16 protein-coding genes and 3 pseudogenes are annotated in these 23,530 nt (G+C 59.4%); 8 read left to right on the forward strand and 11 right to left on the reverse strand.

What is annotated here, in order from left to right; all coding sequences use genetic code 11:
* Nucleotides 1-5 precede the first annotated feature (5 nt).
* Genes ACYZTU_RS03455 through ACYZTU_RS03465 form a run of 3 tightly spaced genes read right to left on the reverse strand, consistent with a single transcriptional unit; the run spans nt 6 to nt 1,772 of the window.
* On the reverse strand, nt 6-281 hold the full coding sequence (locus tag ACYZTU_RS03455) for a phosphopantetheine-binding protein (RefSeq protein ID WP_461968031.1): 276 nt from the start codon (nt 279-281) through the stop codon (nt 6-8).
* Nucleotides 259-1,071, reverse strand: coding sequence for a lysophospholipid acyltransferase family protein (locus ACYZTU_RS03460; protein ID WP_461968033.1), 813 nt, complete (start codon nt 1,069-1,071; stop codon nt 259-261). The genes ACYZTU_RS03455 and ACYZTU_RS03460 overlap by 23 nt, the downstream gene beginning before the upstream one ends.
* Nucleotides 1,047-1,772, reverse strand: coding sequence for a beta-ketoacyl synthase chain length factor (locus tag ACYZTU_RS03465; protein WP_461968035.1), 726 nt, complete (start codon nt 1,770-1,772; stop codon nt 1,047-1,049). Before ACYZTU_RS03465 ends, ACYZTU_RS03460 begins: the two co-directional genes overlap by 25 nt.
* A gap of 355 nt (nt 1,773-2,127) precedes the next feature.
* On the opposite strand from ACYZTU_RS03465, the gene ACYZTU_RS03470 reads away from it, so the two are divergent.
* Entirely contained in the window at nt 2,128-2,898 is a 771-nt protein-coding gene (locus ACYZTU_RS03470) for a ParA family protein (RefSeq protein WP_461968037.1), read from the forward strand.
* A 7-nt stretch (nt 2,899-2,905) separates the two neighbouring features.
* Here ACYZTU_RS03470 and trxC read toward each other — a convergent pair whose 3' ends face one another.
* Nucleotides 2,906-3,340, reverse strand: coding sequence for a thioredoxin TrxC (gene trxC / locus ACYZTU_RS03475; RefSeq protein WP_461968039.1), 435 nt, complete (start codon nt 3,338-3,340; stop codon nt 2,906-2,908).
* Between the two features lie 196 nt (nt 3,341-3,536).
* On the opposite strand from trxC, the pseudogene ACYZTU_RS03480 reads away from it, so the two are divergent.
* Nucleotides 3,537-3,832: pseudogene (locus ACYZTU_RS03480) on the forward strand (type II toxin-antitoxin system HigB family toxin).
* Nucleotides 3,829-4,230 (forward strand): helix-turn-helix domain-containing protein, encoded by a 402-nt coding sequence (locus ACYZTU_RS03485; protein ID WP_461968041.1) that lies wholly within the window; start codon nt 3,829-3,831, stop codon nt 4,228-4,230. Before ACYZTU_RS03480 ends, ACYZTU_RS03485 begins: the two are co-directional and overlap by 4 nt.
* Before the next feature lie 6 nt (nt 4,231-4,236).
* On the opposite strand, the gene selO is transcribed toward ACYZTU_RS03485, so the two are convergent.
* The 5 genes and pseudogenes from selO to ACYZTU_RS03510 form a co-directional block, all read right to left on the reverse strand.
* A complete protein-coding gene (gene selO, locus ACYZTU_RS03490) occupies nt 4,237-5,700 on the reverse strand; it encodes a protein adenylyltransferase SelO (RefSeq protein ID WP_461968043.1) in 1,464 nt (487 codons plus the stop codon).
* A gap of 48 nt (nt 5,701-5,748) precedes the next feature.
* Nucleotides 5,749-9,099 (reverse strand): mechanosensitive channel MscK, encoded by a 3,351-nt coding sequence (gene mscK, locus ACYZTU_RS03495; protein ID WP_461968045.1) that lies wholly within the window; start codon nt 9,097-9,099, stop codon nt 5,749-5,751.
* 34 nt (nt 9,100-9,133) lie between these two features.
* On the reverse strand, nt 9,134-10,876 hold the full coding sequence (locus tag ACYZTU_RS03500; RefSeq protein WP_461968047.1) for a potassium/proton antiporter: 1,743 nt from the start codon (nt 10,874-10,876) through the stop codon (nt 9,134-9,136).
* 169 nt (nt 10,877-11,045) lie between these two features.
* Nucleotides 11,046-11,918 carry a methyl-accepting chemotaxis protein gene (locus ACYZTU_RS03505; protein WP_461970951.1) on the reverse strand — a complete coding sequence of 291 codons (873 nt, stop codon included), beginning with the start codon at nt 11,916-11,918 and terminating at the stop codon, nt 11,046-11,048.
* Nucleotides 11,919-11,948: 30 nt separating this feature from the next.
* Nucleotides 11,949-12,695, reverse strand: a pseudogene (locus tag ACYZTU_RS03510) (MCP four helix bundle domain-containing protein); the annotation flags it as partial.
* Nucleotides 12,696-12,947: 252 nt separating this feature from the next.
* Here ACYZTU_RS03510 and ACYZTU_RS03515 point away from each other — a divergent pair.
* The 4 genes and pseudogenes from ACYZTU_RS03515 (at nt 12,948) to ACYZTU_RS03530 (ending at nt 15,515) form a co-directional block, all read left to right on the forward strand.
* Entirely contained in the window at nt 12,948-13,178 is a 231-nt protein-coding gene (locus tag ACYZTU_RS03515) for a hypothetical protein (RefSeq protein WP_008149645.1), read from the forward strand.
* Nucleotides 13,175-13,477, forward strand: a complete 303-nt coding sequence (locus ACYZTU_RS03520; RefSeq protein ID WP_461968049.1) for a cell division protein ZapA — start codon at nt 13,175-13,177, stop codon at nt 13,475-13,477. The genes ACYZTU_RS03515 and ACYZTU_RS03520 overlap by 4 nt, the downstream gene beginning before the upstream one ends.
* 145 nt (nt 13,478-13,622) lie before the next feature.
* Nucleotides 13,623-14,648: pseudogene (locus tag ACYZTU_RS03525) on the forward strand (HAMP domain-containing protein); the annotation flags it as partial.
* Between the two features lie 135 nt (nt 14,649-14,783).
* Nucleotides 14,784-15,515 carry a methyl-accepting chemotaxis protein gene (locus ACYZTU_RS03530; protein ID WP_461970955.1) on the forward strand — a complete coding sequence of 244 codons (732 nt, stop codon included), beginning with the start codon at nt 14,784-14,786 and terminating at the stop codon, nt 15,513-15,515.
* Nucleotides 15,516-15,636: 121 nt separating this feature from the next.
* On the opposite strand, the gene ACYZTU_RS03535 is transcribed toward ACYZTU_RS03530, so the two are convergent.
* Complete coding sequence (locus ACYZTU_RS03535; protein WP_461968051.1) at nt 15,637-17,439, reverse strand: acyl-CoA dehydrogenase; 1,803 nt, start codon at nt 17,437-17,439, stop codon at nt 15,637-15,639.
* A gap of 147 nt (nt 17,440-17,586) precedes the next feature.
* On the reverse strand, nt 17,587-21,537 hold the full coding sequence (gene putA, locus ACYZTU_RS03540) for a trifunctional transcriptional regulator/proline dehydrogenase/L-glutamate gamma-semialdehyde dehydrogenase (protein ID WP_461968053.1): 3,951 nt from the start codon (nt 21,535-21,537) through the stop codon (nt 17,587-17,589).
* Between the two features lie 462 nt (nt 21,538-21,999).
* Between putA and putP the strand changes: the two genes are divergently transcribed.
* On the forward strand, nt 22,000-23,484 hold the full coding sequence (putP, locus tag ACYZTU_RS03545) for a sodium/proline symporter PutP (protein WP_461968055.1): 1,485 nt from the start codon (nt 22,000-22,002) through the stop codon (nt 23,482-23,484).
* Nucleotides 23,485-23,530: the final 46 nt, after the last annotated feature.

Consider the following 23,530-nt stretch of genomic DNA (forward strand, 5'->3'; position numbering starts at 1 on the left):
CGGTCTCAAGCTGCCTGTTTTGCAGTGACGAACGCCGCAAGGCTCGTCACGTTGCTGAAATGATTACGGGTGTCTTTGGCGTCGGCGTCGATTTTGATGCCGTATTTTTTCTGGATCGCCAGGCCGAGTTCCAGGGCGTCTACCGAATCCAGGCCCAGGCCTTCGCCGAACAGCATCTGGTCATCGCCGATGTCGTCGGCGCTGATGTCTTCAAGGCCAAGGGCGTCGATGATCAGCAGTTTTATTTCCTGCATTAGGCTAACAGTGTGCAGATCGCTCATCTTCGGCGAGCTCCTTAATAAAGTAATGATGCAAATAGTCATTGAGCTTGCGCGAGGCCTGTGGAGCAGGGCCCAGCGCGGCGAAGGCTTGTGGGTCTATATCGGCCCCGACACGGAAACTGAAGTGCACACGACGTTTGGGGATCCGATACCAGGGTTCGGCCTTGGTCAATGTGGTCGGACTGACCTTAATGATTACTGGGGTAAGGATTTTCGCACCGCGCAGCGCGATCGCCGCAGCACCCCGATGGAAGGCCGGCGGCTGACCCGGTTGAGTGCGCGTGCCTTCTGGAAAGATGATCAGGGTCTGGCCGCTTTTAAGCGCATCGGCAGCGGCATCGAGCATGTCCATGCTGCCGTCGTTGCTGATGTATTCGGTGGAGCCTAGCGGGCCGCGGGTAAAAGGGTTCTCCCAGAGGCTTTTCTTGACCACGCAATTGGCGTGGCGCACCAGGCCGATCAGGAACACCACATCGATCAGCGACGGGTGATTGGCGATGATCATTTGCCCGGGTCGACCGAGTTTTTCGGCGCCCTGGATGTCGTAAGTCAGCACGCCGGTGCGAGCCATGAATCGCACAAAAAACCAAAACAGGCGAGCGACGGTCTGCCGCGCTCGCCGCCGGTGTATCCGGGCATCGCCGGGCAGGCAGTTCAGCACCGGGAAAACCACCAGACGCAGGCACAGCCCGCCCAACCCGAACAGGGTAAAGCTTGCGGCGGTAGCCAGCAGGCGCCAGTAATAGGCGTCGCGGTTTTTATCGGTTACAGGTTGCGTTGCCAGGTCCATACACGATTTTTCCAGGCATGTTGGCAGGTTGTCTGCTGGCCGAGCAGGGTACTCAATAGGTTCAGGGCATGGGGCCAGTGGGCTTTGGACAATTCATCCGTGGCGCTGTTCAGGGACAGCTGCCAGTCGTTGCCGGGGGTGATCAGCAGACCGACCGCGTAAGGGAACGGCACGTCGTCGATCCAGGTCGAGTAGGCTTCGGGGGGTTGCTCTTCAGTGACGATCAGCAATACCGCGGGTGCGCCTTCGCCAAGCAAAGCCGCGGCCTCTAGCATGCCGTGTTCAAGGCCATCGCCGGCTGCAGCGAGGGCAGTCATTTCGCTGGTTTCACCCCGCATGATCGACCACAGGCCGATGATCGCGTTGTGCACGGACAGGCTGAATTGAGTCGGCGACAGCGGCTGATCGGCAGCCAGATCGCTGAGAATATCGAAGGTGCGCGGGGTTTCGCCGTGGCGAGAAATAAAGACCAATGGTAGGTCCTGGCGACCATCGGCCAAAGGCCAGCCGACACTGAACGCCATCCGCGCTAGACGACTGAGTCGACGGCGCTGCATGGCCGGCAGAAACGAGACGTCGGGGGCGGCATCGCTGCTCGCAAGCACGACCGGTTGTCGGTTCCAGGCCTGCCAATCGTCCACGCTTTCGAGCCCAGGGGCCCACGCGCGCCATTGGGCGATGTTGAAGTTGATCACAGGCATACATCCCGCCCCTGCGGGCTTCCTTGACGCGGTGAGTCGCAAAAAACGCGAACTACCTTTACGTGGCGCTTGGCGCCGAGTGGCGCGCATTATCCCGTTGCGGCGGGCGTGTAGCAAATGATGGTTACATTTTGCTCAATGAAATGTACCGGTTAGTTCGTGCATGGCTGTCGTTTGGCCATTATCCACATTGCGCCCGGCCTGTCTGTCGGCTCTGTCAGCAAGCGATGCACGTGTTCATGGTTTTTTCCGCGGGAGATCACACCTGACTGTGTAGTCCCGATGCCGGCGAGGTAGCTAAGCAGCGCCGTGGACTACTACACTCGGTCATTCTTTGATACACGGAGGTTTTGACATGCGGCGCGTGGTGTTCAATCAGAAAGGTGGCGTAGGCAAATCCAGCATTGCCTGCAATCTGGCGGCGGTCAGCGCGAGCGAGGGCTATCGCACCCTATTGGTGGATCTCGATGCTCAGGCCAACTCCACTCAGTACCTGACGGGGCTCACCGGTGATGATATTCCGATGGGCATTGCGGACTTTTTCAAACAAACCCTGTCTTCCGGACCGTTCTCGAAGAAAAACCAGGTCGATATCTACGAAACCCCGTTCGACAACCTCCACGTCATCACCGCGACCGCCGAGTTGGCTGACCTGCAGCCCAAGCTTGAGGCCAAACACAAGATCAACAAGCTGCGCAAGTTGCTTGAGGAGCTAGGGGAAGATTACGACCGTATCTACCTGGATACCCCGCCTGCGCTAAATTTTTACGCCGTTTCGGCCTTGATTGCCGCTGATCGTGTGCTGATCCCCTTCGATTGCGACAGCTTCTCGCGTCAGGCGCTGTACGGCCTGTTGGCAGAGATCGAAGAATTGAAGGAGGACCACAACGAAGGGCTGGAAGTCGAAGGGATTGTCGTTAACCAGTTCCAGGCTCGCGCCACTCTTCCCCAGCAAATCCTCGACGAACTGATTGCCGAAGGTTTGCCGGTGTTGCCGGTGTACCTGGGCAGTTCGGTGCGCATGCGTGAATCCCACCAGGCCAACACGCCGCTGATCCACCTCGATCCGCGTCATAAGCTGACGCAGCAATTCGTCGATCTGCACAACCTGCTGGAAAACACCTGACTGCTCGTCAGATCCCTTGGCTACGCAACCAGCTCATCAGCTGCGGTAACGGGAAGGCCCCGCTCTGGCGTGCGACTTCCCGGCCGTCCTTGAACAGAATCAGACTCGGGATCGAACGGATCCCTAGCTGCGCCGAGAGCTGCTGGTTCGCCTCGCTGTCCAGCTTGGCCAGCCGACACTTACCCGCCAATTGCACCGCCGCGTGCTCAAACACTGGCGAAAACGACTTGCACGGCCCACACCACTCCGCCCAAACGTCCACCAGCAACGGCAGATCGCCTTTGATCTGGCTGGCGTAATCGCTTTGCTTCAACTCGAACGGTTTGGTCGACAAGACCTCGGCCTTGCAGCGGCCACATTTTGGGTGGTCGTTGAGGCGCGAGGCGGGGATGCGGTTGAGGCCGTTGCAGTGGGGGCAGGGGATGAGGAGTGGGTCAGTCATGCGGATGGTCCTGTTAAAGAAGCCGATAACTCCTATTTGGAGACGTTTGCTCATATTTTCAATCGTGCAGCGTGTGGCGATAAAACTAGGCTGAGTCGTACTGAGCGAGACCGTTGGTCTGCGCACTGATATCGCAATTTGCGATATTTTTGGTCTGTGATTAACTATCCATAGCAGAATGCGATAAGGATGTTGCATGCATGTCATTTCCGAAAAACGAATACGTGAAGCCAAGACCAAATGGCCAAATACAGCCACCGCATTGGATTATTGGTATCAATTGGCCAAAGGAAGTAAGCCATCGGATTTTGCGGCGATGAGAGCCATCTTTCCTGCTGTCGACAAGGTGGGTGAACATCACGTTTTCGATATCGGTGGCAATAATTGCGGCTGATCGCTTTTGTCAGGTATCGATCGCAAAAGCTTTATATCAAGCATGTGCTGGATCACCGTGAATATGATCGCGGAAAATGGAAGGAGGAAAGAGCATGAGTGTTCTGATCAAAAGAGCTGCCGAGCATTGGGAGTTTGTCTCGCCTGTGCTGCGCAAACCAAATAATGAAGACGACTATGACATGTTGGTGCGGGCGTTGGACGAGTTGCTCGAGATGACCGGTGATGACGAGTCCCATCCGCTGATGAGTCTTGTGGATATCATCGGTGACTGGATCGAGGAATGGGATCACAAGCATCACCCAATGCCGAAACCCAGCGGTGTCGACGTCCTCGGCTACTTGATGCGCGAGCACGGTCTGAGCCAAAGCGACTTGCCCGGTGTCGGCGCCCAGTCTGTTGTCTCCGAGATTCTGAGCGGCAAGCGTCAGCTCAACCTGCGGCAGATCCGCTGGTTGGCCGAGCGCTTCGGTGTGTCAGTGGAGACCTTTATCTGACCAGCCTCACGACGAACAACTGATCTCCAGATGCTTGCCCCACTCCGGCGGTCGCTCAGCGTAACTCTCCATCCCCGGCTGCTCCTCGAACGGATTGCTCAGCACTGCGTGCAGCCGACGCACCTCTGAATAGTCGCCACTCTGCGCCGCATCGATGGCTTTCTGCGCCAGGTAGTTACGCAGGATGTACAGCGGATTGACGGCGTGCATCCGTTTGCGGCGCTGTGCCTGATCAACCTCGCCGTCACGAGCAACCCGGGCGATGTAGCGCTCACCCCAGGCATCGAATCCCTTGATGTCGACGAAGTCATCGCGCAAACGGGCGACGGCCAGTTCAGGTGATTCTTCACCCAAGCGGCGGAAGAACAGGCTGTAGTCGACGCCGCTGTTCTGCATCAATTGCAGCAGCGGTTCCAGCAGTTTCTGGTCATCGTCTTCGGCCGTGGTGAAGCCGAGGCGGCGTCGCATCAGGTCCAGGTAATGGGCCTGGTACAGCGGCAAATACAGGCCGAGGGTTTCGCGCAGGGCTTCGACGCTGATGAACGGCGTCAGGGCCTGGGCCAGGGCACTGAGGTTCCACTGGCCGATCGGCACTTGGTTGCTGAAGGAGTAACGGCCCTGGTCATCGGAGTGGTTGCAGATGAAGTGGGCGTCGAAGTCGTCGAGGAAGGCGAACGGGCCGTAGTCGAAGGTAATGCCCAGGATCGACATGTTGTCGGTGTTCATCACGCCGTGGCAGAACCCATAGGCCTGCCATTTGGCGATCAGTTCAGCGTTGCGCTCAACGATTTCACGGAACATCGCCAAGTACGGTTCCGGCTGTTCCAGGCATTCCGGGAAATGCATGGCCAGCACGTGCTCGCCGAGCTCTTTCTGCTTCTCGGGCCGTTTGGTGTAGTAGAAATATTCGAAATGCCCGAAACGCACATGGCTCGGCGCCATGCGCAGGACCATGGCTGCGCGTTCCTGCTTCTCGCGCCACACCGGCGTGTCGGAGCCGATCACGCACAGTGCGCGGGTGGTCGGGATGTTCAGGGCATTCAGCGCTTCGGAGGCGAGAAACTCGCGGATCGAGGATCGCAGGACCGCTCGCCCATCACCCATGCGCGAAAAGGGCGTCTGGCCGGCACCCTTGAGGTGCAGGTCCCAATGCTCGCCGGCCTCGTTGTAGACCTCGCCCAGCAACAGACCGCGACCATCGCCCAGCTGCGGGTTGTAGGAACCGAACTGATGACCGGAATAGACCATCGCCCTCGGGACCGCGTCGGCCCAGAGCTTATGGCCGCTGAACAGTTCGGCGAACTCCGGGGTTTCGGCGACGGCAGGGTCGAGGTCGAGCAGCGCCATGGCGGCGGGGCTGGCTACCACCAGACGCGGGTTGTCGATGGGTTCGGGCAGCACGTGGGCGGAAAACGTATCGCCCAGGCGGGCGAAACGATTATCGAAGGTCAGTTCGTCGAGGGCTTTCAAGGGCCATCTCCAGCAGAATGTCCGAGCATTCTGCTAGGGATAGGGCGGTTAGTCGAGTTTGGCGGCCGGTGGCTCTTGAGGCGCTTGACCATCCGTCTTAGGCACAATGGTTTTGGCTTCCGGGTCGACCGGCACCATCCTGTATTCCTGACCCTGGATGTTCTTGAGGTAAACCTCCATCTGCCGGAACGAGATGTTGATGTGCTGCTTCTTGAACTCGCGGTTGATGAAGCGGTTGACCTCATCGAGCACTGGGTTACGGTCGCCGAGGTCGCGCACATGCATGCGCAGTTCATGATCGAGGGTGCTTTCGCCGAAGTTCAGGAAGTACACGTGAGGCTCGGGATCCTTCAGCACACGTGGGTTTTCACGGGCAGCCTTGAGCAGCAATTCCTTGACCAGGTCCAGGTCCGAGCCGTAATCGACGCCGAGTTTGAGGGTCACTCGGGTGATGGTGTCGGTCAGGGACCAGTTGATCAATTGCCCGGTGATGAACGTCTTGTTCGGGACAATGATGTCCTTGCGGTCGAAGTCGGTGATGGTCGTGGCGCGGATACGGATCTTGCTCACCGTGCCCGACAGGTTGCCGATGGTGATCGTGTCGCCGATCCGCACCGGGCGTTCGAACAGGATCATGATCCCGGAGATGAAGTTTGCGAAGATTTCCTGCATCCCGAAACCAAGACCTACCGATAGCGCCGCCACCAGCCATTGCAACTTGTCCCAGCTCACGCCAAGTGTCGACAGGGTCGAGACAAAACCGACGCCAGCGATCACGTAAGACAGCAAGGTGGTGGTGGCGTAGGCGCTGCCCTGAGCCAGGTTCAGCTTCGACAACACCAACACTTCCAGCAGCCCCGGCAAGTTACGCGCGAGGGCGAAGGTGATGCCGATGATGATTACCGCGCCGAGCATGTCGCCAATGCTGATCGGCACCATGCTCATGTTGGCGCCGGTGCCGCTGGTGTATTCGTAGAGGGTGACGTTATCCAGGTACGAAAACACCGAGATCAGATCAGACCAGGCCCAGTACAACGCCGCGATGAAACCGCCAAGCAGTGCCAGACGGATCAGGCGCAGAGACTGCTCGTTGACCTTCTCGATATCCAGCGTCGGCTCTTCGATCACCGCTTCGCCGTCGCCGGCCTCTTTCGCGGCCTGGCGTTTGGCCAGGGCGCGCTGGTAGGCCAGACGCCGTGCCGCCACGCTGAGGCCGCGCACGAAGGTGGCTTCGATCACCAGCCAGAACATCAGCAGGTACAGGGTGTTGATCAACCGGTCACTGAGCTTCAGCGCGGTGTAGTAATAGCCGAAGCACACTGCCACGAATAACGCGACCGGCAGGACGGTGAACATGATCCCAACGGCCTTGCGGAACAGCGAAGCGTTCTGGTGAGTCGGGCTGCTGATCAGCAAGCGGCTGAGCAGCCAGGCCATCAACGCGTAGCAGGTCAGCACCACCGGCATGCCAAGCACATCATCGGCCAGGGTCGCGGGTTGCAGTTCGGCAACCGCCACCACGGCGACCAATGCCATCACCACCAGCCCGAGTCGGCGAACCCAACCTTGAAGGAATTCGACTTGGGGTTTTTCCCAGCGGAAGTGCAGTTCAGCCACGCCGCCCGGCGCGAGGATCCGGTAAGCGGTGTAAAACACTAGCCAGGCCTGAGCCATTTGCAGCAGCGCCGCGCCCATGTTGGCGTTCTGTCCGCGGGCGTCGATTTGCAAGGCCAGGCCACACAAGGCCAGGCCCAGAGACACCGGCATCGCCAGCAAAATGTTGATCAGGATCGCCTGGGGAGTGTGCCACTGGCTATCGCGCTTGAAGTGGCCGATGTCCTGGTGAACCTTGTTCAGTCGGGCATAGAGGTTCTTGCGCCGCCACAACAGGGCACCGATCAGCAACGCCAGCGGCAGGAACAACAACGGCCTCTGGGTCAGCCCGTCACTCAATTCGCTCAGGCTCGAGGCCCAGGGCAGGGTGGTGACCTGACGCTCCAGGCGTTCCGGTACGGCGCGTATCCATTCCAGGTCCAGTGGCTTGTTGCTGGGAATCCAGAACATTTGCTCATCGAGGGTCGCCCGCAGGCTTTGCGCGGTGCTGAGCAATTGTTTCTGATTGAGTTGCAGGGTGATGGACTCGTTGAGCACCGCGCTCAGTTCGCGGTTCAACCGCTCCAGCAGGTCGACGCGGGTCGTGGCCAGCTCCATCAGGCTCTTGCGCAGCGGCGGGGTGACTTGCTCCGGCGGTTGGGTAGACAGCAGATTGTCGACGTAAGTGGCCGGGTTGCTGAGCAGTTCCCGTTGCTGGCTGACTTCGAATTGATAGAGGCGAATGTCGGCGATCTGGTCGGCCAGGTCGCGGTCGAGCTTGAGGAGTGGCAGGGCCTGTTTCTGTTTGTAGAGAATCTTGGAGAGCAACAGGCTGCCCTTGAGCACGTTGATTTGCTCTTCCAGCGCCGAATCGCTCTGGGTCACGTTGTCCAGCTGCTGCTTGGTCTGCAGGTTCTGCTGGGTGACTTCGTTGAGGCGGTCGGTACTTTTTAGCAGGTAGTCAGAAAGCTTCAGGTTGGCCGCGCTTTCGGTAGCCAAAAGGCTGCTGCCACCGGCCTTCTGCGCTTCGATGGACTGCTGGGTCACCGTCTCCTGAGACTGAGCCAGGCGCTTCTGGTTGATCAGGGTTTGCAGCTCCTGGCTTTCCTGATCCAGACGATCGGATTTTTCCGATAACAAATCATGCTGGCTGTTGCCCAGGTCCTGCAGTTGACTGTTGCCGGCCAGTTCCTGGCGGCGCAACGGGATCAGGGCATTCAGCGCCGCGAGCTCGGCGTTGAGCAGGTCGCGTTGCTCGGGGGTCACGGTCTTGCCGTTGTCCTTGCCCGCCTTGAGGATGTTGTTGATCTGCTGGATGCGCGTCTGGCTGGTAGAAATTTCGGCTTGGGCGCGCTCGGGGCGGGTCTGGGCGGTAGTGACCAGACTGTTGGCGTCGGCCAAGGACTTCTGCAGATCGCTTTGCTGGGTGGAGCGCTCAGTGAGCATCTGCTCCAGTTGCTGAACAGGCTCTTTGGCATAGCGCTGCGGCACCGGCAGCACTTTAGTGGCTTTGAGCTTGGTCAGTTCTCGCTGGTTCTCGATGTTCTGCTTCGGGGCGCTGGCCAGTTGCCGTTTGAGATCGGCCAGCCTCTGCTCGTAATCACGCTGGTTATTGAGTTGTGTCAGCGTGTTTTGCAGGATGGATTGCAGGGCTTTCTGATCGGCCTCCGGCAGTTTACGGTCGGCGATCTTGTTCAGGTTCGCCTGCACGGCTTCGCTGGACGGCGGTTCGGCCGCTTGCAATGTACCGACAGAAAGACTCAAGCCCAGTAGGGCGATGATGAAAAAGGTGCGCAGGGTTGACATAGAGACCGATCGAAAACGAGACGAAGAATGGAGTTTAGAGGAACAAGCCCGGACCCGGGCGACTTCCTTCGGGGAATCTGACGCCCACTTTGCCGATCTTGTTCCCTTCCATGACCGCGATGGTCCAAATGGTGTTGTTCCACTCCACCTGGTCACCGACCACGGGTGCACCGCCCACTTTCTGGGCAATGAAATGGCCCAGGGACATGTCCGGGTCGATGCCTTCCACTTTCAATCCGTACAGCGCAGCAACCGCGGCCAGTTGGGCGTCTCCTTCAAGTACGAAGTCGCCAAAGAAGCGCAAATCGAGGCCTTGTTGCGGTGCCTGACTGAAGAGCTTTCCGAGGGCCGGGAGGTTGTGTTCATGGCCGATTACACACAGCAAATCATCGACTTCCAGCTCCGTACTACCCGACGGATGGAGCAGTTGCTGGCCACGAAACAGGGCTGCAATGCGAGTGCCTTCGGGCATTTTCAGCTCCCGAAGGGGTGAGCCGATGCACCATTTCTCGGCGCCGAGGCGATAAACGAACAGCTCCCACTCACTGGTGACGTGCACTTCCAGGGCGGCGCGGGAGATCGGCGCAGGCTCCGGCGGAACGGTCACTTTCAAAAGCTTCGCCACCCATGGCAGGCTCGTACCCTGCACCAGCAACGACACCAACACGATAAAGAAGGCGAGGTTGAAGTAGAGCTGGGCGTTGGGCAGGCCGGCCATCAGCGGGAACACCGCCAGAATGATCGGGACCGCGCCGCGTAACCCGACCCAGGAAATGAACGTTTTCTCGCGCCCATGGAACGCTTTGAACGGCAGCAGACCGACCATCACCGACAACGGCCGGGCAAACAGAATCATCCACAGCGCCAGACCCAGAGCGGGTAGGGCAATCGGCAACAAGTCATGGGGCGTCACCAGCAACCCCAGCACCAGGAACATGCCGATTTGCGCCAGCCAGGCCATGCCATCGAGCATGTGCAAAATGCCGTGGCGGCTGCGCACCGGGCGGTTGCCGATAACCAGGCCGCACAGGTACACCGCCAAAAAGCCGCTGCCGTGCAAGGCGTTGGTCAGGGCAAACACGACTAATCCGCCGGCAATGACCAGAATCGGGTAAAGGCCGGTGGCCAAGTGGATACGGTTGACCAGTTGCAGCATGACCCAGCCGCCAGCCAGGCCGATGACGGCACCGATACCGAATTCACGCATAAAGTGCCCGAGCAGGCTCCAGTGCAGACCGGTCTGGCCGCTGGCGAGCATGTCGATCAGGGTTACGGTGAGGAACACCGCCATCGGGTCGTTGCTGCCGGACTCGATCTCGAGGGTGGCGGTGACCCGTTCGTTCAAGCCTTTGCCGCCGAGCAGCGAGAACACCGCCGCGGCGTCGGTGGAGCCGACGATCGCGCCGATCAGCAGGCCCTGAATCAGGTTCAGGTTGAACAGCCAGGCGGCTGCCAAGCCGGTCAGCCCGGTGGTAATCAACACCCCAACCGTCGCTAGCGACAGTGCCGGCCATAACGCCACGCGGAAGCTGGAAACCCGGGTGCGCAAGCCGCCGTCAAGCAGGATGACTGCCAGGGCGAGGTTGCCGACCAGATAAGCCGTTGGGTAGTTATCAAAAACAATGCCGGCACCGTCGACGCCGGCCGACATGCCCACCGCGAGGATGATCACCAGAATCGGGATACCGAGGCGCGATGAAAGTGAGCTCACCAGAATGCTCGCACCTACCAGCAACGCGCCGATCAAGAACAGGCTGTTGATGGTCGTCGCATTCAAAGGCAGTACTCCAGAAAGCTGAAAGGCGGGCACAAACTGACCATGCAGTCTGCGTGCCAGCGATTCTAACCTGTTGAAATGTGATGCTGTCAAAAAGCTTTTGCAGCAGCGGGAGGCACAGGGGGGGTGATCATTCCCGCGCGGGAGCGTGGGAATGATCAGTTACGGGTTAGAGGCTAAACCGCCCAACCATATTGTTCAGGTCCAACGCCAACCGCGACAACTCGTTGCTGGCAGCACTCGTCTGATTCGCCCCGGTTGCCGACTGCACCGACAGATCACGAATGTTCACCAGATTGCGGTCCACTTCGCGGGCCACCTGCGCCTGCTCTTCGGCGGCGCTGGCGATCACCAGGTTGCGTTCGTTGATTTCGACGATCGCACTGTTAATGGTGTCCAGCGATATGCCAGCACCACGGGCAATGTTCAGCGTCGACTCGGCGCGCTCGGTGCTGTTGCGCATCGAATTCACCGCGTGCTCGGTGCCGCTCTGGATGCTGCCGATCATGCGTTCGATTTCGCTGGTCGACTGCTGAGTACGATGGGCCAGGGCACGAACTTCGTCAGCTACCACGGCGAAACCACGACCGGCTTCACCGGCACGGGCTGCTTCGATGGCCGCGTTCAACGCCAGCAGGTTGGTCTGGTCAGCCAGGCCGCGAATCACGTCCAGCACTTTGCCGATGTCACGGGACTCGTTGGCCAGGTCGCCAATCAGGGTCGCGGTGCTCTGGACGTCGGCGCTCATGCGTTCGATGGCGCTGACGGTTTCCTGCACCAGGTCGCGACCATCACCGGCAGAGGTGGTGGCGTTTTTCGAGGCTTCGGACGTGCTGACGGCATTGCGCGCGACTTCTTCCACGGCGCTGGTCATTTCATTGACAGCGGTGGCGGCCTGTTCGATTTCGTTGTTCTGCTGGGTCAGGCCACGGGCGCTTTCGTCAGTGACACTGTTGAGTTCTTCAGCAGCAGACGCCAGTTGCGTGGCAGAGCCGGAAATCCGTTGCAGGGTGTCACGCAGCTTGTCCTGCATCTTCGACATGGCCAGCAGCAAACGGCCGGCTTCGTCCTCACCGTCGACTGTGATCGGACGAGTCAGGTTGCCTTCGGCAATTTCTTCGGCGGCGCTCAGGGCATTAGCGATCGGCTTGGTGATGCTGTTGGTCAGCAACCAGGCGAAAAGCAGGGTCAGGCCGCTGGCGATGACCAGCAAAGTGATCACCAGATTGAACGACGTCGAATACTGATCGCCGGCGCGCTGGTCAGTTTTCTCGATTTGCTGGGTGTTGATCTCCAGCAGCTTCGCGAGGGCCGCGTTGACCTCTTCGGAGTTGGCGAGCAACTCGGTGTTCAGCATCTTGCGCAGGTCGTCGACCTGATTGTTGCGCGAGAACGTCTTCATCCGCTCTTCAAGCTGACGATACTGCGCCAGCAACTGCACGTACTTATCGTAAGCGCCGCGTTCTTCCGGACCATCGATCAGCGGCTCATAGACTTTCTGCGCCTCGCGGATCTGCTGGTTGCGCAGGTCGAACAGGTCAATAGTCTTCTGCTGAACATCAGGTTCGCGGTTCACCAGCAAACGGTAAGACAGCACCCGCAGACGCAGTGCCAGCTGAGTGAATTCGTCGAGGCTTTTAATGCTCGGCACACTCATGGAAGCGATGTCTTCACCGGCGCCGCGAATCTTGCTCATCTGGTTCAAGGCAAATACCCCCAAAACCAGCATCAAGCCGCCAATCAGGGTGAAGCCGAGGAACGCCCGCGGTGCGATGTTCATATTACGAAGGGACATGGTGTTTACCGAAAAAGAGCGCATCCGTGCGGCGCTGAGACTGACGTATGGGTGACTTATCGGTCATACGACAAAAGTCTTGAGCCCCTGCGCGTATTTGTCGCACAACCGTTCGGGCGACGAAGTGCAGGAACCAGATCCGCCAATCACAGTCTTTAAAGTTCGCGAGGAAGGTCGCCCGCCAGCAAAATCAAGGCCTTGCGCCTGGATAACCCTGGCATCCGTGGTGACTTTTCTTTATCGTACGCGCCCTTTAAAAATGCTTGGAAAATCAAAATGTTGGAAGCATCCCTAAGCCAATTGGAACAGCTGGTCAGCGACCTGGTGCAACAGAACCAAACCCTGCTCGGCACTAACCAAACCCTGAGCGCAGAATTGGCCCAGGCCAAGGATGAAAACGAAAGCCTGCAGCTGAGCCTGATGGAACAGGAAGAGAAACAAGGCGCCACCGCCGCACGCATCCAGGCTCTGGTTGAGCGCGTCAGCGCCGGCCCAGTCAGCGCATGAGTCACGGCGCTGCAGAGGTAAAAGTCGTCTCGATCCTGGGGGAGGACTATTCGATCAAGGCGCCGGCCGGGGAAGAGCAAACCCTGCTGGACGCCGCATTAATGCTGAAGGCTGCCCTGGCCGACACCAAAAAGAAGTACCCGACGCTGATCGGTGACCGCTTGCTGGTGCTGGCGGCGATGAATCTGTGCTCCCAGCAGATCGAAATGCAGAAACAGCACAAGCAGGAACTCGACCGTTACCAAGAGCAAGTCAGCGCCACGGTTGAAGTGATCTCCAAGACGATCAATCAGGCCTGATCGGCTTTGCGCACAACCAAAGAATAAATTGTCGTTTGCGTTGTATACAATCGGCATGGCTGTTGCAGTGTTTCAGCCTCTTATTCTTTGGGGGTGCTCCATGCAGTTCTGGCGACGCAGTATTCAATGGCAGTTGATCCTGAGCATGGGCACCGCCCTGCTGGTCAGTATTCTGATCGTGGTTGGCGTTTATACCCTCGTGGTCAACCGTCTCGCCGAGCGCTATCTGGTCGAACAAGCGCTACCGTCGAGCATCGAAGCGATGCGCAACGACATCGAGCGAATCCTCGTTCAACCCCTCACCGCCGCCAAGGACATCGCCAGCAACAGCATGGTGCGCGACTGGTTGGCCGGGGGTGAAAACAGTGCCCAGACCGCCACGTTCGTGCGGTATCTGGAAGGCATCCGCGCCGAGCACAAGGCTTTTACCGCGCTGATCGTCGGCACTCCCTCAAGCAATTACTTCACTGAAAAAGGTCTGGATCGGACCCTCAGCCGCTCCAACCCCAAAGACGCCTGGTTCTACTCGTTTCTCGACAGCAATCAGCCGCGAACCCTCAATATCGACAATGACACCGCGACCGGAGAATTGGCGCTGTTCATCGACCTCAAGGTCGAACAGGCCGGTAAAGTCGTGGGCGTCGCCGGGCTTGGCCTGAGCATGAAAGAGCTGTCGGAGCTGATCCACAACTTCAACTTCGGTGAGCGCGGCAAGGTCTATCTCGTGCGTTCCGACGGTTTGATCCAGGTTCATCCCGAAGCGCAATTCAGCGGCAAACGCACGTTGGCCGAGCAAATTGGTGCAACTGCCGCGCAAGCGGTGATGGGTCAAACAGTTGCCACCCACAGCAGCTTTGCGCGCGAAGGCGAAGATTATCTGGCGCTGAGCCTGCCGCTGCGTGATCTGGGCTGGACGCTGGTGGCCGAAGTGCCGCAGTCGCAAATCTACGCTGAAGCCCGTCGCGCCATGTGGATGAGCAGCGGCATCGGCCTGGCGGTGGCGCTGGTGTGCCTGTTGCTGGTGGTGTTGCTGGCCCGCGGATTGGTGCGGCCGATCCGTCAGGTAACAGCAGCGCTGGTAGCAATCGGTAGCGGTGGGGGAGATTTGACCCACAGGTTAGATTCCAGTCGCGCCGATGAGCTCGGTGACCTGGCTCGTGGCTTCAATCGGTTCCTGGAAAGTCAGCGCGACATGATTGGCGAAGTGTTGACCACCAGCGAGCGTTTACGCACAGCAGTCGGCCAGGTGGCGCGGGTGGTGGACAACACGGCCGAACGCTCCGGCCGTCAGCAGGAAATGACCGACATGGTCGCCACCGCCGTCCACGAAATGGGCCTGACGGTGCAGGAAATCGCCCAGAACGCCGGCAATGCGGCGGTGGCTTCGCAAACTGCCCGCGATGAAGCGATGCAGGCGCGGGAAGTGGTGGGCGGGTCGATCCGGCATATTGAAAGCATGTCCGCCGAAATCGGCCTCGCCGCGAATGCGGTGGGTGAGTTGGCCCATCAAGTGGCGTCCATTGATCAGGTGTTGGCGGTGATTCGCGGGATTTCCGAGCAGACCAACTTGTTGGCGCTTAACGCGGCCATCGAAGCTGCGCGGGCCGGGGACATGGGGCGTGGGTTTGCGGTAGTCGCGGATGAGGTGCGGACGTTGGCGCGGCGGACGCAGTCGTCGACTGATGAGATTCAGCAGATGATCGGCAGCCTCAAGCAAGGCGCGGAAAATGCGGTTTCGTCGATGCATTCGGGGCAGGCGGCGACGGGCACTGGGGTTGAGTCGAGCCAGCGCACCGGGGCGTCGTTGACGGCGATCACCGGGCAGGTCGAGCGGATCAGCGACATGAACCATCAAGTAGCGACCGCGACGGAAGAGCAGTCGGCGGTGACCGAAGAGATCAACCGCAACGTGCAGGGGATTTCCGATTTGGCTCGGGCAACGGCGGGGGAGGTCAGGGCTTGTCGTGAGGATTGCCAGACGTTGCAGCGGTTGGCGGATGATCTGGCGCGGCAGATGGGTAGTTTCAAACTGAGCTAACTGATCGTTCCCACGCTCCGCGTGGGAATGCCTCAATCTACGCTCTGCGTCCGCTTCTGGGACGCGGAGCGTCCCGGGCTGCATTGCCACGCGGAGCGTGGGAACAATCAGTGAAAGGGTGTCAGAACCATTCATCCTGCATCGTCAAACACACATCATCCCGAGCCTCAAGAATCGCCAATTCATGGTGGCAACCCGGCACTTCCCACGTCAGGAAGTACCGCGCCGCCTGCAGCTTGCCCTTATAGAAGCTCACATCCGCCGCATTCCCTTTGGCCAACCCTTCTTCGGCGCGAATCGCCTGTTCCAGCCAGCGCCAGCCAATCACCGTGTGCCCGAACACCTTCAAGTACAGCGCCGAGTTCGCCAGGCTGCTGTTGACCTTGCCTTGTCCGAGATCCGTCAGCAGGCCAATGGTCACTGTTTGCAGGCGTGCCACCAGTTTCTCCAGCGGTTCACGCAGCGATGTCAACGACTCATGCGCCTGCGCTCGCTCAGCAGTGTCGGCGATCAGTCGAATCAATTGCTTGAGCCCAGAACCACCGTTCTGCGCCAGTTTACGTCCCAGCAAGTCCAGCGACTGAATGCCATGAGTGCCTTCATGAATCGGGTTCAAACGGTTGTCGCGGTAGTACTGCTCAACCGGGTATTCGCGGGTGTAACCGTGACCGCCAAGAATCTGGATCGCCAGTTCGTTTGCCTTCAGGCAAAACTCCGACGGCCAGGACTTGACGATCGGTGTCAGCAAATCCAGCAGCTCTTGGGCCTGTTTGCGCTCGGCTTCAGTCTCAAAGGTCGTGGTGTCATCGAATAACCGTGCCGCGTACAGCCCAAGATCGAACGAGCCTTCGACGTAGGCTTTCTGGGTCAGCAACATGCGTTTGACGTCGGCGTGCTGAATGATCGCCACCGGCGCGGTGTTCGGGTCCTTGCTGTCCGGCACGCGACCCTGCGGACGCTCGCGGGCGTATTCCAGCGAGTACAGATAACCGGCGTAACCGAGCATCACCGCGCCCATGCCGACACCGATCCGCGCCTCGTTCATCATCTGGAACATGTAGCTCAGGCCTTGGTGCGGCTTGCCCACGAGGTAGCCGACACACTCGCCGTTATCGCCGAAGTTCAGCGCGGTGGAGGTAGTGCCACGCCAGCCCATCTTGTGGAACAAGCCGGCCAGCAGCACGTCGTTACGTTTGCCCAGGCTACCGTCATCGTTGACCAGAAACTTGGGCACGATGAACAGCGAAATACCCTTCACCCCGGCCGGTGCGTCCGGCAATTTCGCCAGCACCATGTGCACGATGTTTTCCGACAACGGGTGATCGCCGCCGGAGATGAAAATCTTATTGCCCTTCAGGCGATAGGTGCCGTCAGGCGCGGGCTCGGCGCGGGTACGAATATCCGACAGCGACGAGCCAGCATGCGGCTCGGTCAGGGCCATGGTGCCGAAGAAGCGGCCATCGATCATCGGCTGCAGGAAACGCTGTTTCTGCTCCTCGGTGCCGAAACTTTCGATCAGGTTTGCCGCGCCCATGGTCAGGAACGGATAAGAGGTCGACGCCGCGTTGGCCGACTGAAAGTGCGCGAAGCAGGCTTGGGACAACAGCGTAGGAAGTTGCATGCCGCCGGCGTCGAAACTGCGCGCGGCGTTGAGGAAACCGGCTTCAAGGAAGGCATCCACCGCCGGTTTCACCTCCGGAATCAGAATAGCCTGACCATCTTCATAGCGCGGCTCGTTCTCGTCACCCTTGCGGTTGTGCGGGGCGAAGAACTTCTCGGCGATGTTGCGGGCAGTGCCGATGGCAGCGTCGAAGGTCTCGCGGTTGTGTTCGGCGAAACGCTCGCGCTGAGTCAGGCCCTCGGCATCGAGGACTTCATACAGCTCGAAAGCCAGATTGCGGGAACTGAGCAACGTCTCGGACATGGCGGCCTACCTTTTTTTGGAATGGACCGAGTCTAGGCGTGGGAAGGGCGGGGTGAACAGGATGATTGATGAGCGTGATGGAGGGGCAAAACGAGGGTAGGACATGATCGTTCCCACGCAGAGCGTGGGAACGATCACGAGGAGGGTTTAGCCAATAGTCATCAGGCTGGCATTACCACCCGCCGCAGCAGTGTTAACGCTCAACGCCCGCTCGATCACCAGACGTTCCAGCGCAATGTTGGTTTCGCCTTGCGACAAGCCATGAACCCCAACAATCGCACCTGCACGCTTGGCCACCTGCTGGCAGACCGCACGCAGCTGATCGGAATGGCCGTGATGCAGAGCCGCATCAAACAGCACTTCGTCCTTGCTCCAGTCGGAAACCAGCTTGATCCTTGCCTGAACTTCCTTCGGCAGACGTGCGAACAACGCCTTGGTCAATTCAGCTTCCGGCCATACCGCCGAACCGCCGACGGCCAATACCGCCGCCAGTTGCGTCAGCAGATCGCCTTCGACTTCCGCCAGGCACAGCACGTGTTCGCGCGGCAGGATGGCGTAGCTGTTGCGCTCGCCGGTCGGGCCCGCCAGAACACGGGTGATCCCGCTTTGCGATTGCGCCGCGAACTGCACACACAGGGTGCTCAGGTCGGCAAACTTGTTGCTGTCAGCCCAGGCTTGCAGAGCCTTCAGCGGTTTGCTCATGGCATCACGCAGACGAACATCCGGGGCAGCGATGGCATCACCGCGAGCGAAGGATTGTTCGATTGCATCGGTAGGACGCGTCGACAGCAGACGGTACAGGTACAGCGGACCACCCGCCTTCGGCCCCGTGCCCGACAAACCTTCGCCGCCGAACGGCTGCACGCCGACCACGGCACCCACAATGTTGCGGTTTACGTAGACGTTACCGGCGTTGACGTTGTCGATCACCTTGGCGATGGTCTCGTCGATGCGCGTGTGCACGCCCAGCGTCAGGCCGTAACCGGAAGCGTTGATCTGGCCAATCAGCTGATCGATGTCTTTGCGCTTGTAGCGAACCACGTGCAGCACCGGGCCGAAGATCTCCCGTTGCAGCTCATCGAAGCTTTCCAGCTCGATCAACGTCGGCATCACGAAGGTGCCGCGTTTGACTTCTTCGGTATTGGCGATCGCCACCTGGTACACGCTGCGACCTTTGTCGCGCATGGCCTGGATGTGCTTCTCGATGCCCGCCTTGGCTTCGGCGTCGATCACCGGGCCGATGTCCACGGACAGGCGCTCTGGGTTGCCGAGACGGCATTCAGCCATGGCACCTTTGAGCATTTCGATGACACGGTCAGCGGAATCTTCCTGCAAGCACAAGACGCGCAGCGCCGAGCAACGTTGACCAGCGCTGTCGAAGGCCGACGACACAACATCGATCACCACTTGTTCGGTGAGTGCCGAGGAGTCGACGATCATCGCGTTTTGGCCACCGGTTTCGGCGATCAGCGGAATCGGGCGACCTTGAGCATCCAGGCGACCGGCGACGTTACGTTGCAGCAAGCGAGCGACTTCGGTGGAGCCAGTGAACATCACACCTTTGACCCTATCGTCACCGACCAGACGGGCGCCAACGGTTTCGCCGCGACCCGGCAGCAGTTGCAGCACACCTTCCGGAATCCCGGCTTCGAGCAGCAAACGCACGGCTTGAGCGGCGACCAGCGGGGTTTGTTCCGCAGGCTTGGCCAATACCGGGTTACCGGCGGCCAGTGCGGCAGCGACTTGGCCACTGAAGATCGCCAGCGGGAAGTTCCACGGGCTGATGCACACCACTGGACCCAGTGGGCGGTGGGCGTCGTTGGTGAAATCGTTGCGAGCCTGCACCGCGTAGTAACGCAGGAAGTCCACGGCTTCACGCACTTCGGCGATGGCGTTGGCGAAGGTCTTGCCGGCTTCGCGAGCCAGCAGGCCCATCAGCGGCTGGATCTCACCTTCCATCAAATCGGCGGCACGTTCGAGAATCGCGGCGCGTTCGGCGGGCGGAGTGGCCTGCCAGATTGGCGCAGCATTCAGGGCGCACTGGATCGCGTTGTCGACGTCTTCGACAGTGGCTTCCTGCACATGGCCGACCACGTCACGCAGATCGGACGGGTTCAGGACTGGCGCCGGCGTTTCAGTGCTGGACGCGCAACCGAGCATCGGCGCAGCTTTCCAGTGGTTATGAGCGGTCGCCAGCAGGGCGCAGGACAGGGAAGCCAGACGATGTTCGTTGGCCATGTCGATGCCGCTGGAGTTGGCGCGCTCAGCACCATAAAGATCACGCGGCAGCGGGATACGCGGGTGCGGCAGGCCGAAGCCGCCTTCCAGCGTCGCCATCTGCTCGATGCTGGCCACTGGATCGGCCACCAGCGCCTGAATCGAGATGGACTGATCGGCGATCTGGTTGACGAACGAGGTGTTTGCGCCGTTTTCCAGCAGGCGACGCACCAAATACGCCAGTAATGTTTCGTGAGTACCGACCGGTGCGTACACGCGACACGGACGGTTCAACTTGCCTTCGGAAACTTTGCCTACAACCTGTTCGTACAGCGGTTCGCCCATGCCGTGCAGGCACTGGAACTCGTACTGGCCGGGGTAATAGTTCTGACCGGCGATGTGGTAAATGGCCGACAGCGTGTGGGCGTTGTGCGTGGCGAACTGCGGGTAGATGACTTCCGGTACCGACAACAGTTTGCGGGCGCAGGCGATGTAGGAAACGTCGGTGTACACCTTGCGGGTGTAGACCGGATAGCCTTCCAGGCCTTCGACCTGGGCGCGCTTGATCTCGCTGTCCCAGTACGCGCCTTTCACCAGGCGAATCATCAGGCGATGACGACTGCGGCGAGCCAGGTCGATCACGTAATCGATCACGTACGGGCAACGCTTTTGATAAGCCTGAATCACGAAACCGATGCCGTTCCAGCCGGTCAGTTGCGGCTCGAAGCACAGACGCTCGAGCAGATCCAGCGACAGTTCGAGGCGGTCGGCTTCTTCGGCGTCGATGTTCAAACCGATGTCGTATTGCTTGGCCAACAGGGTCAGCGACAGCAGGCGCGGGTACAACTCGTCCATCACGCGATCGTACTGCGCGCGGCTGTAACGCGGGTGCAGTGCCGACAACTTGATGGAAATGCCCGGGCCTTCATAAATCCCGCGACCGTGAGACGCTTTGCCGATCGAGTGGATGGCTTGTTCGTACGAGGCCAGGTACTTCTGGGCGTCGTGCTCGGTGAGTGCAGCTTCACCCAGCATGTCGTAGGAATAGCGGAAGCCTTTGGCTTCGAACTTGCTGGCGTTGGCCAAGGCTTCGGCGATGGTTTCGCCGGTGACGAACTGCTCGCCCATCAGACGCATGGCCATGTCGACGCCCTTGCGGATCATCGGCTCGCCGCTCTTGCCGATGATGCGGCTCAGGGACGACGTCAGTCCGGCTTCGTTATGGGTGGCGACCAGTTTGCCGGTCAGCAGCAAGCCCCAAGTAGCGGCGTTGACGAACAGCGACGGGCTGTTGCCCAAGTGCGGGTGCCAGTTGCCGGTGCTGATCTTGTCGCGAATCAGCGCATCACGAGTGCCTTTGTCCGGAATGCGCAGCAGCGCTTCGGCCAGGCACATCAGCGCCACGCCTTCCTGGGACGACAGGGAAAATTCCTGCAACAGGCCCTGAACAATTCCGGCACGGCCGCCGGCGCTCTTCTGATTGCGCAGCTTCTCGGCAATCGAGGAGGCGAGCTTGTTAGTGGCTTCGGCCATCGCAGCAGGCAGACGCGCCTGTTCGATAAGCATCGGCACCACTTCCGGCTCAGGGCGACGGTAAGCAGCCGTGATCGAAGCGCGCAGCACCGATTGCGGCAGGATGCTTTCGGCGAATTCGAGGAAGCATTGGTGGGCGTGATCCAGAGGCGCATCGACGCCGTCGTCGGAATCCTTGGTCAAACCGCTCAGCTCGGTCAGGGTTGCACCACCCTCGAGTTTTTCCAGGTAATTGAAAATTGCCTGCTTGATCAGCCAGTGCGGCGTGCGATCAATCGAGGTCGCGGCAGCCTTGAGGCGCTCGCGGGTCGGGTCGTCAAGTTTGACCCCAAGGGTGGTGGTAGCCATATTTTTATCCTCATGTTTGCCACGACCGCGTGGCATCAGCTGGCGGCAAGATTAGCTGCGCAACTCTCGAGGTGCAACCGGGTGCAACCCTTTTTTTGTCGGAATAATAAGCAGTTCGTCAGGAATTAAATTCCGGTACGAACGTACTGCTCCTGCTTGGTGCTTTTGCTTCTAGTAAATCGCGTGGACTGCCCTAAAAGGGAGCAAAAACAGGACTTTTTCAGATAAATCCGACTAGGTGCAACTTATTCTCACGAAACTGGTTGCACCTTATTTGCTTTGTTGAATAGCATTCGCGCCCAAGGTGCAACCAGTCAAAAAAGACAGGTGCCCCGGCTGATGGCTTTCCTGGGGAAACATCAGTCATAAATGCGCGGGACCCGAAATCGTCTGTCAAACGTCGTCGTTTGCGTGCGGTTCACCAGCCGCCGCTACATAAAAACAAAGCCAGGGCGTAACTTAATGAGCGTTAGCAATCCAACCCTGATCACTTTCGTGATCTACATCGCAGCAATGGTGCTGATCGGCTTCATGGCCTATCGCTCCACCAATAACCTTTCTGACTACATTCTGGGCGGTCGTAGCCTGGGCAGCGTCGTGACTGCATTGTCCGCCGGCGCCTCCGATATGAGCGGCTGGTTGTTGATGGGCCTGCCGGGCGCTATCTACATGTCCGGTCTGTCCGAAAGCTGGATCGCCATTGGCCTGATCGTCGGTGCTTACCTGAACTGGCTGTTTGTCGCCGGCCGTCTGCGCGTGCAGACCGAGCACAACGGTGATGCGTTGACCCTGCCGGATTACTTCTCCAGCCGTTTCGAAGACAAAAGCGGCCTGCTGCGGATCATCTCTGCGGTCGTGATTCTGGTGTTCTTTACCATCTACTGCGCCTCCGGCATCGTGGCGGGTGCCCGTCTGTTTGAAAGCACCTTCGGCATGTCCTACGAGACAGCGCTGTGGGCCGGTGCTGCAGCGACGATTGCCTACACCTTTGTCGGTGGTTTCCTGGCAGTGAGCTGGACTGACACCGTACAAGCCACGCTGATGATCTTCGCTCTGTTGCTGACGCCGATCATCGTGCTGCTGGCCACTGGCGGTGTCGACACCACGTTCCTGGCCATCGAAGCACAAGACGCCAGCAACTTTGACATGCTGAAAAACACCACCTTCATCGGCATCATCTCGCTGATGGGTTGGGGCCTGGGCTACTTCGGCCAGCCGCACATCCTCGCGCGTTTCATGGCGGCGGATTCGGTCAAGTCGATCGCTAACGCTCGTCGTATCTCCATGACCTGGATGATCCTGTGCCTGGGCGGCACCGTCGCTGTAGGTTTCTTCGGTATCGCTTACTTCTCGGCGCACCCGGAGCTGGCCGGTCCTGTGACCGAAAACCACGAGCGTGTGTTTATCGAACTGGCGAAAATCCTGTTCAATCCATGGATCGCCGGTGTACTGCTGTCGGCCATTCTGGCGGCGGTAATGAGTACCCTGAGCTGCCAGCTGCTGGTGTGCTCGAGCGCGCTGACCGAAGACTTCTACAAAACCTTCCTGCGTAAAACCGCTTCCCAGGTCGAGTTGGTCTGGGTGGGTCGCGCCATGGTGCTGCTGGTTGCCCTGATCGCCATCGCGATGGCCGCTAACCCGGAAAACCGCGTACTGGGCCTGGTCAGCTACGCCTGGGCTGGTTTCGGTGCTGCGTTCGGTCCGGTTGTCCTGATCTCCGTGATCTGGAAAGACATGACCCGTGACGGCGCACTGGCTGGCATCCTGGTCGGCGCGATCACCGTGATCGTCTGGAAGCACTTTGAGCTGCTGGGTCTGTACGAAATCATCCCTGGTTTCATCTTCGCCAGCCTGGCGATCTACATCGTCAGCAAACTGGGCGAGCCTACTAAAGGCATGCTTCAGCGCTTCGCCGCTGCCGAGGCAGATTTCCGTCTGAACAAGTGATGGGGATGAGCTGATGCTCTGACCTTTCGCCGAACATGAAAAAGGC

The sequence above is a fragment of the Pseudomonas sp. HLT2-19-2 genome (genome assembly GCF_054898005.1).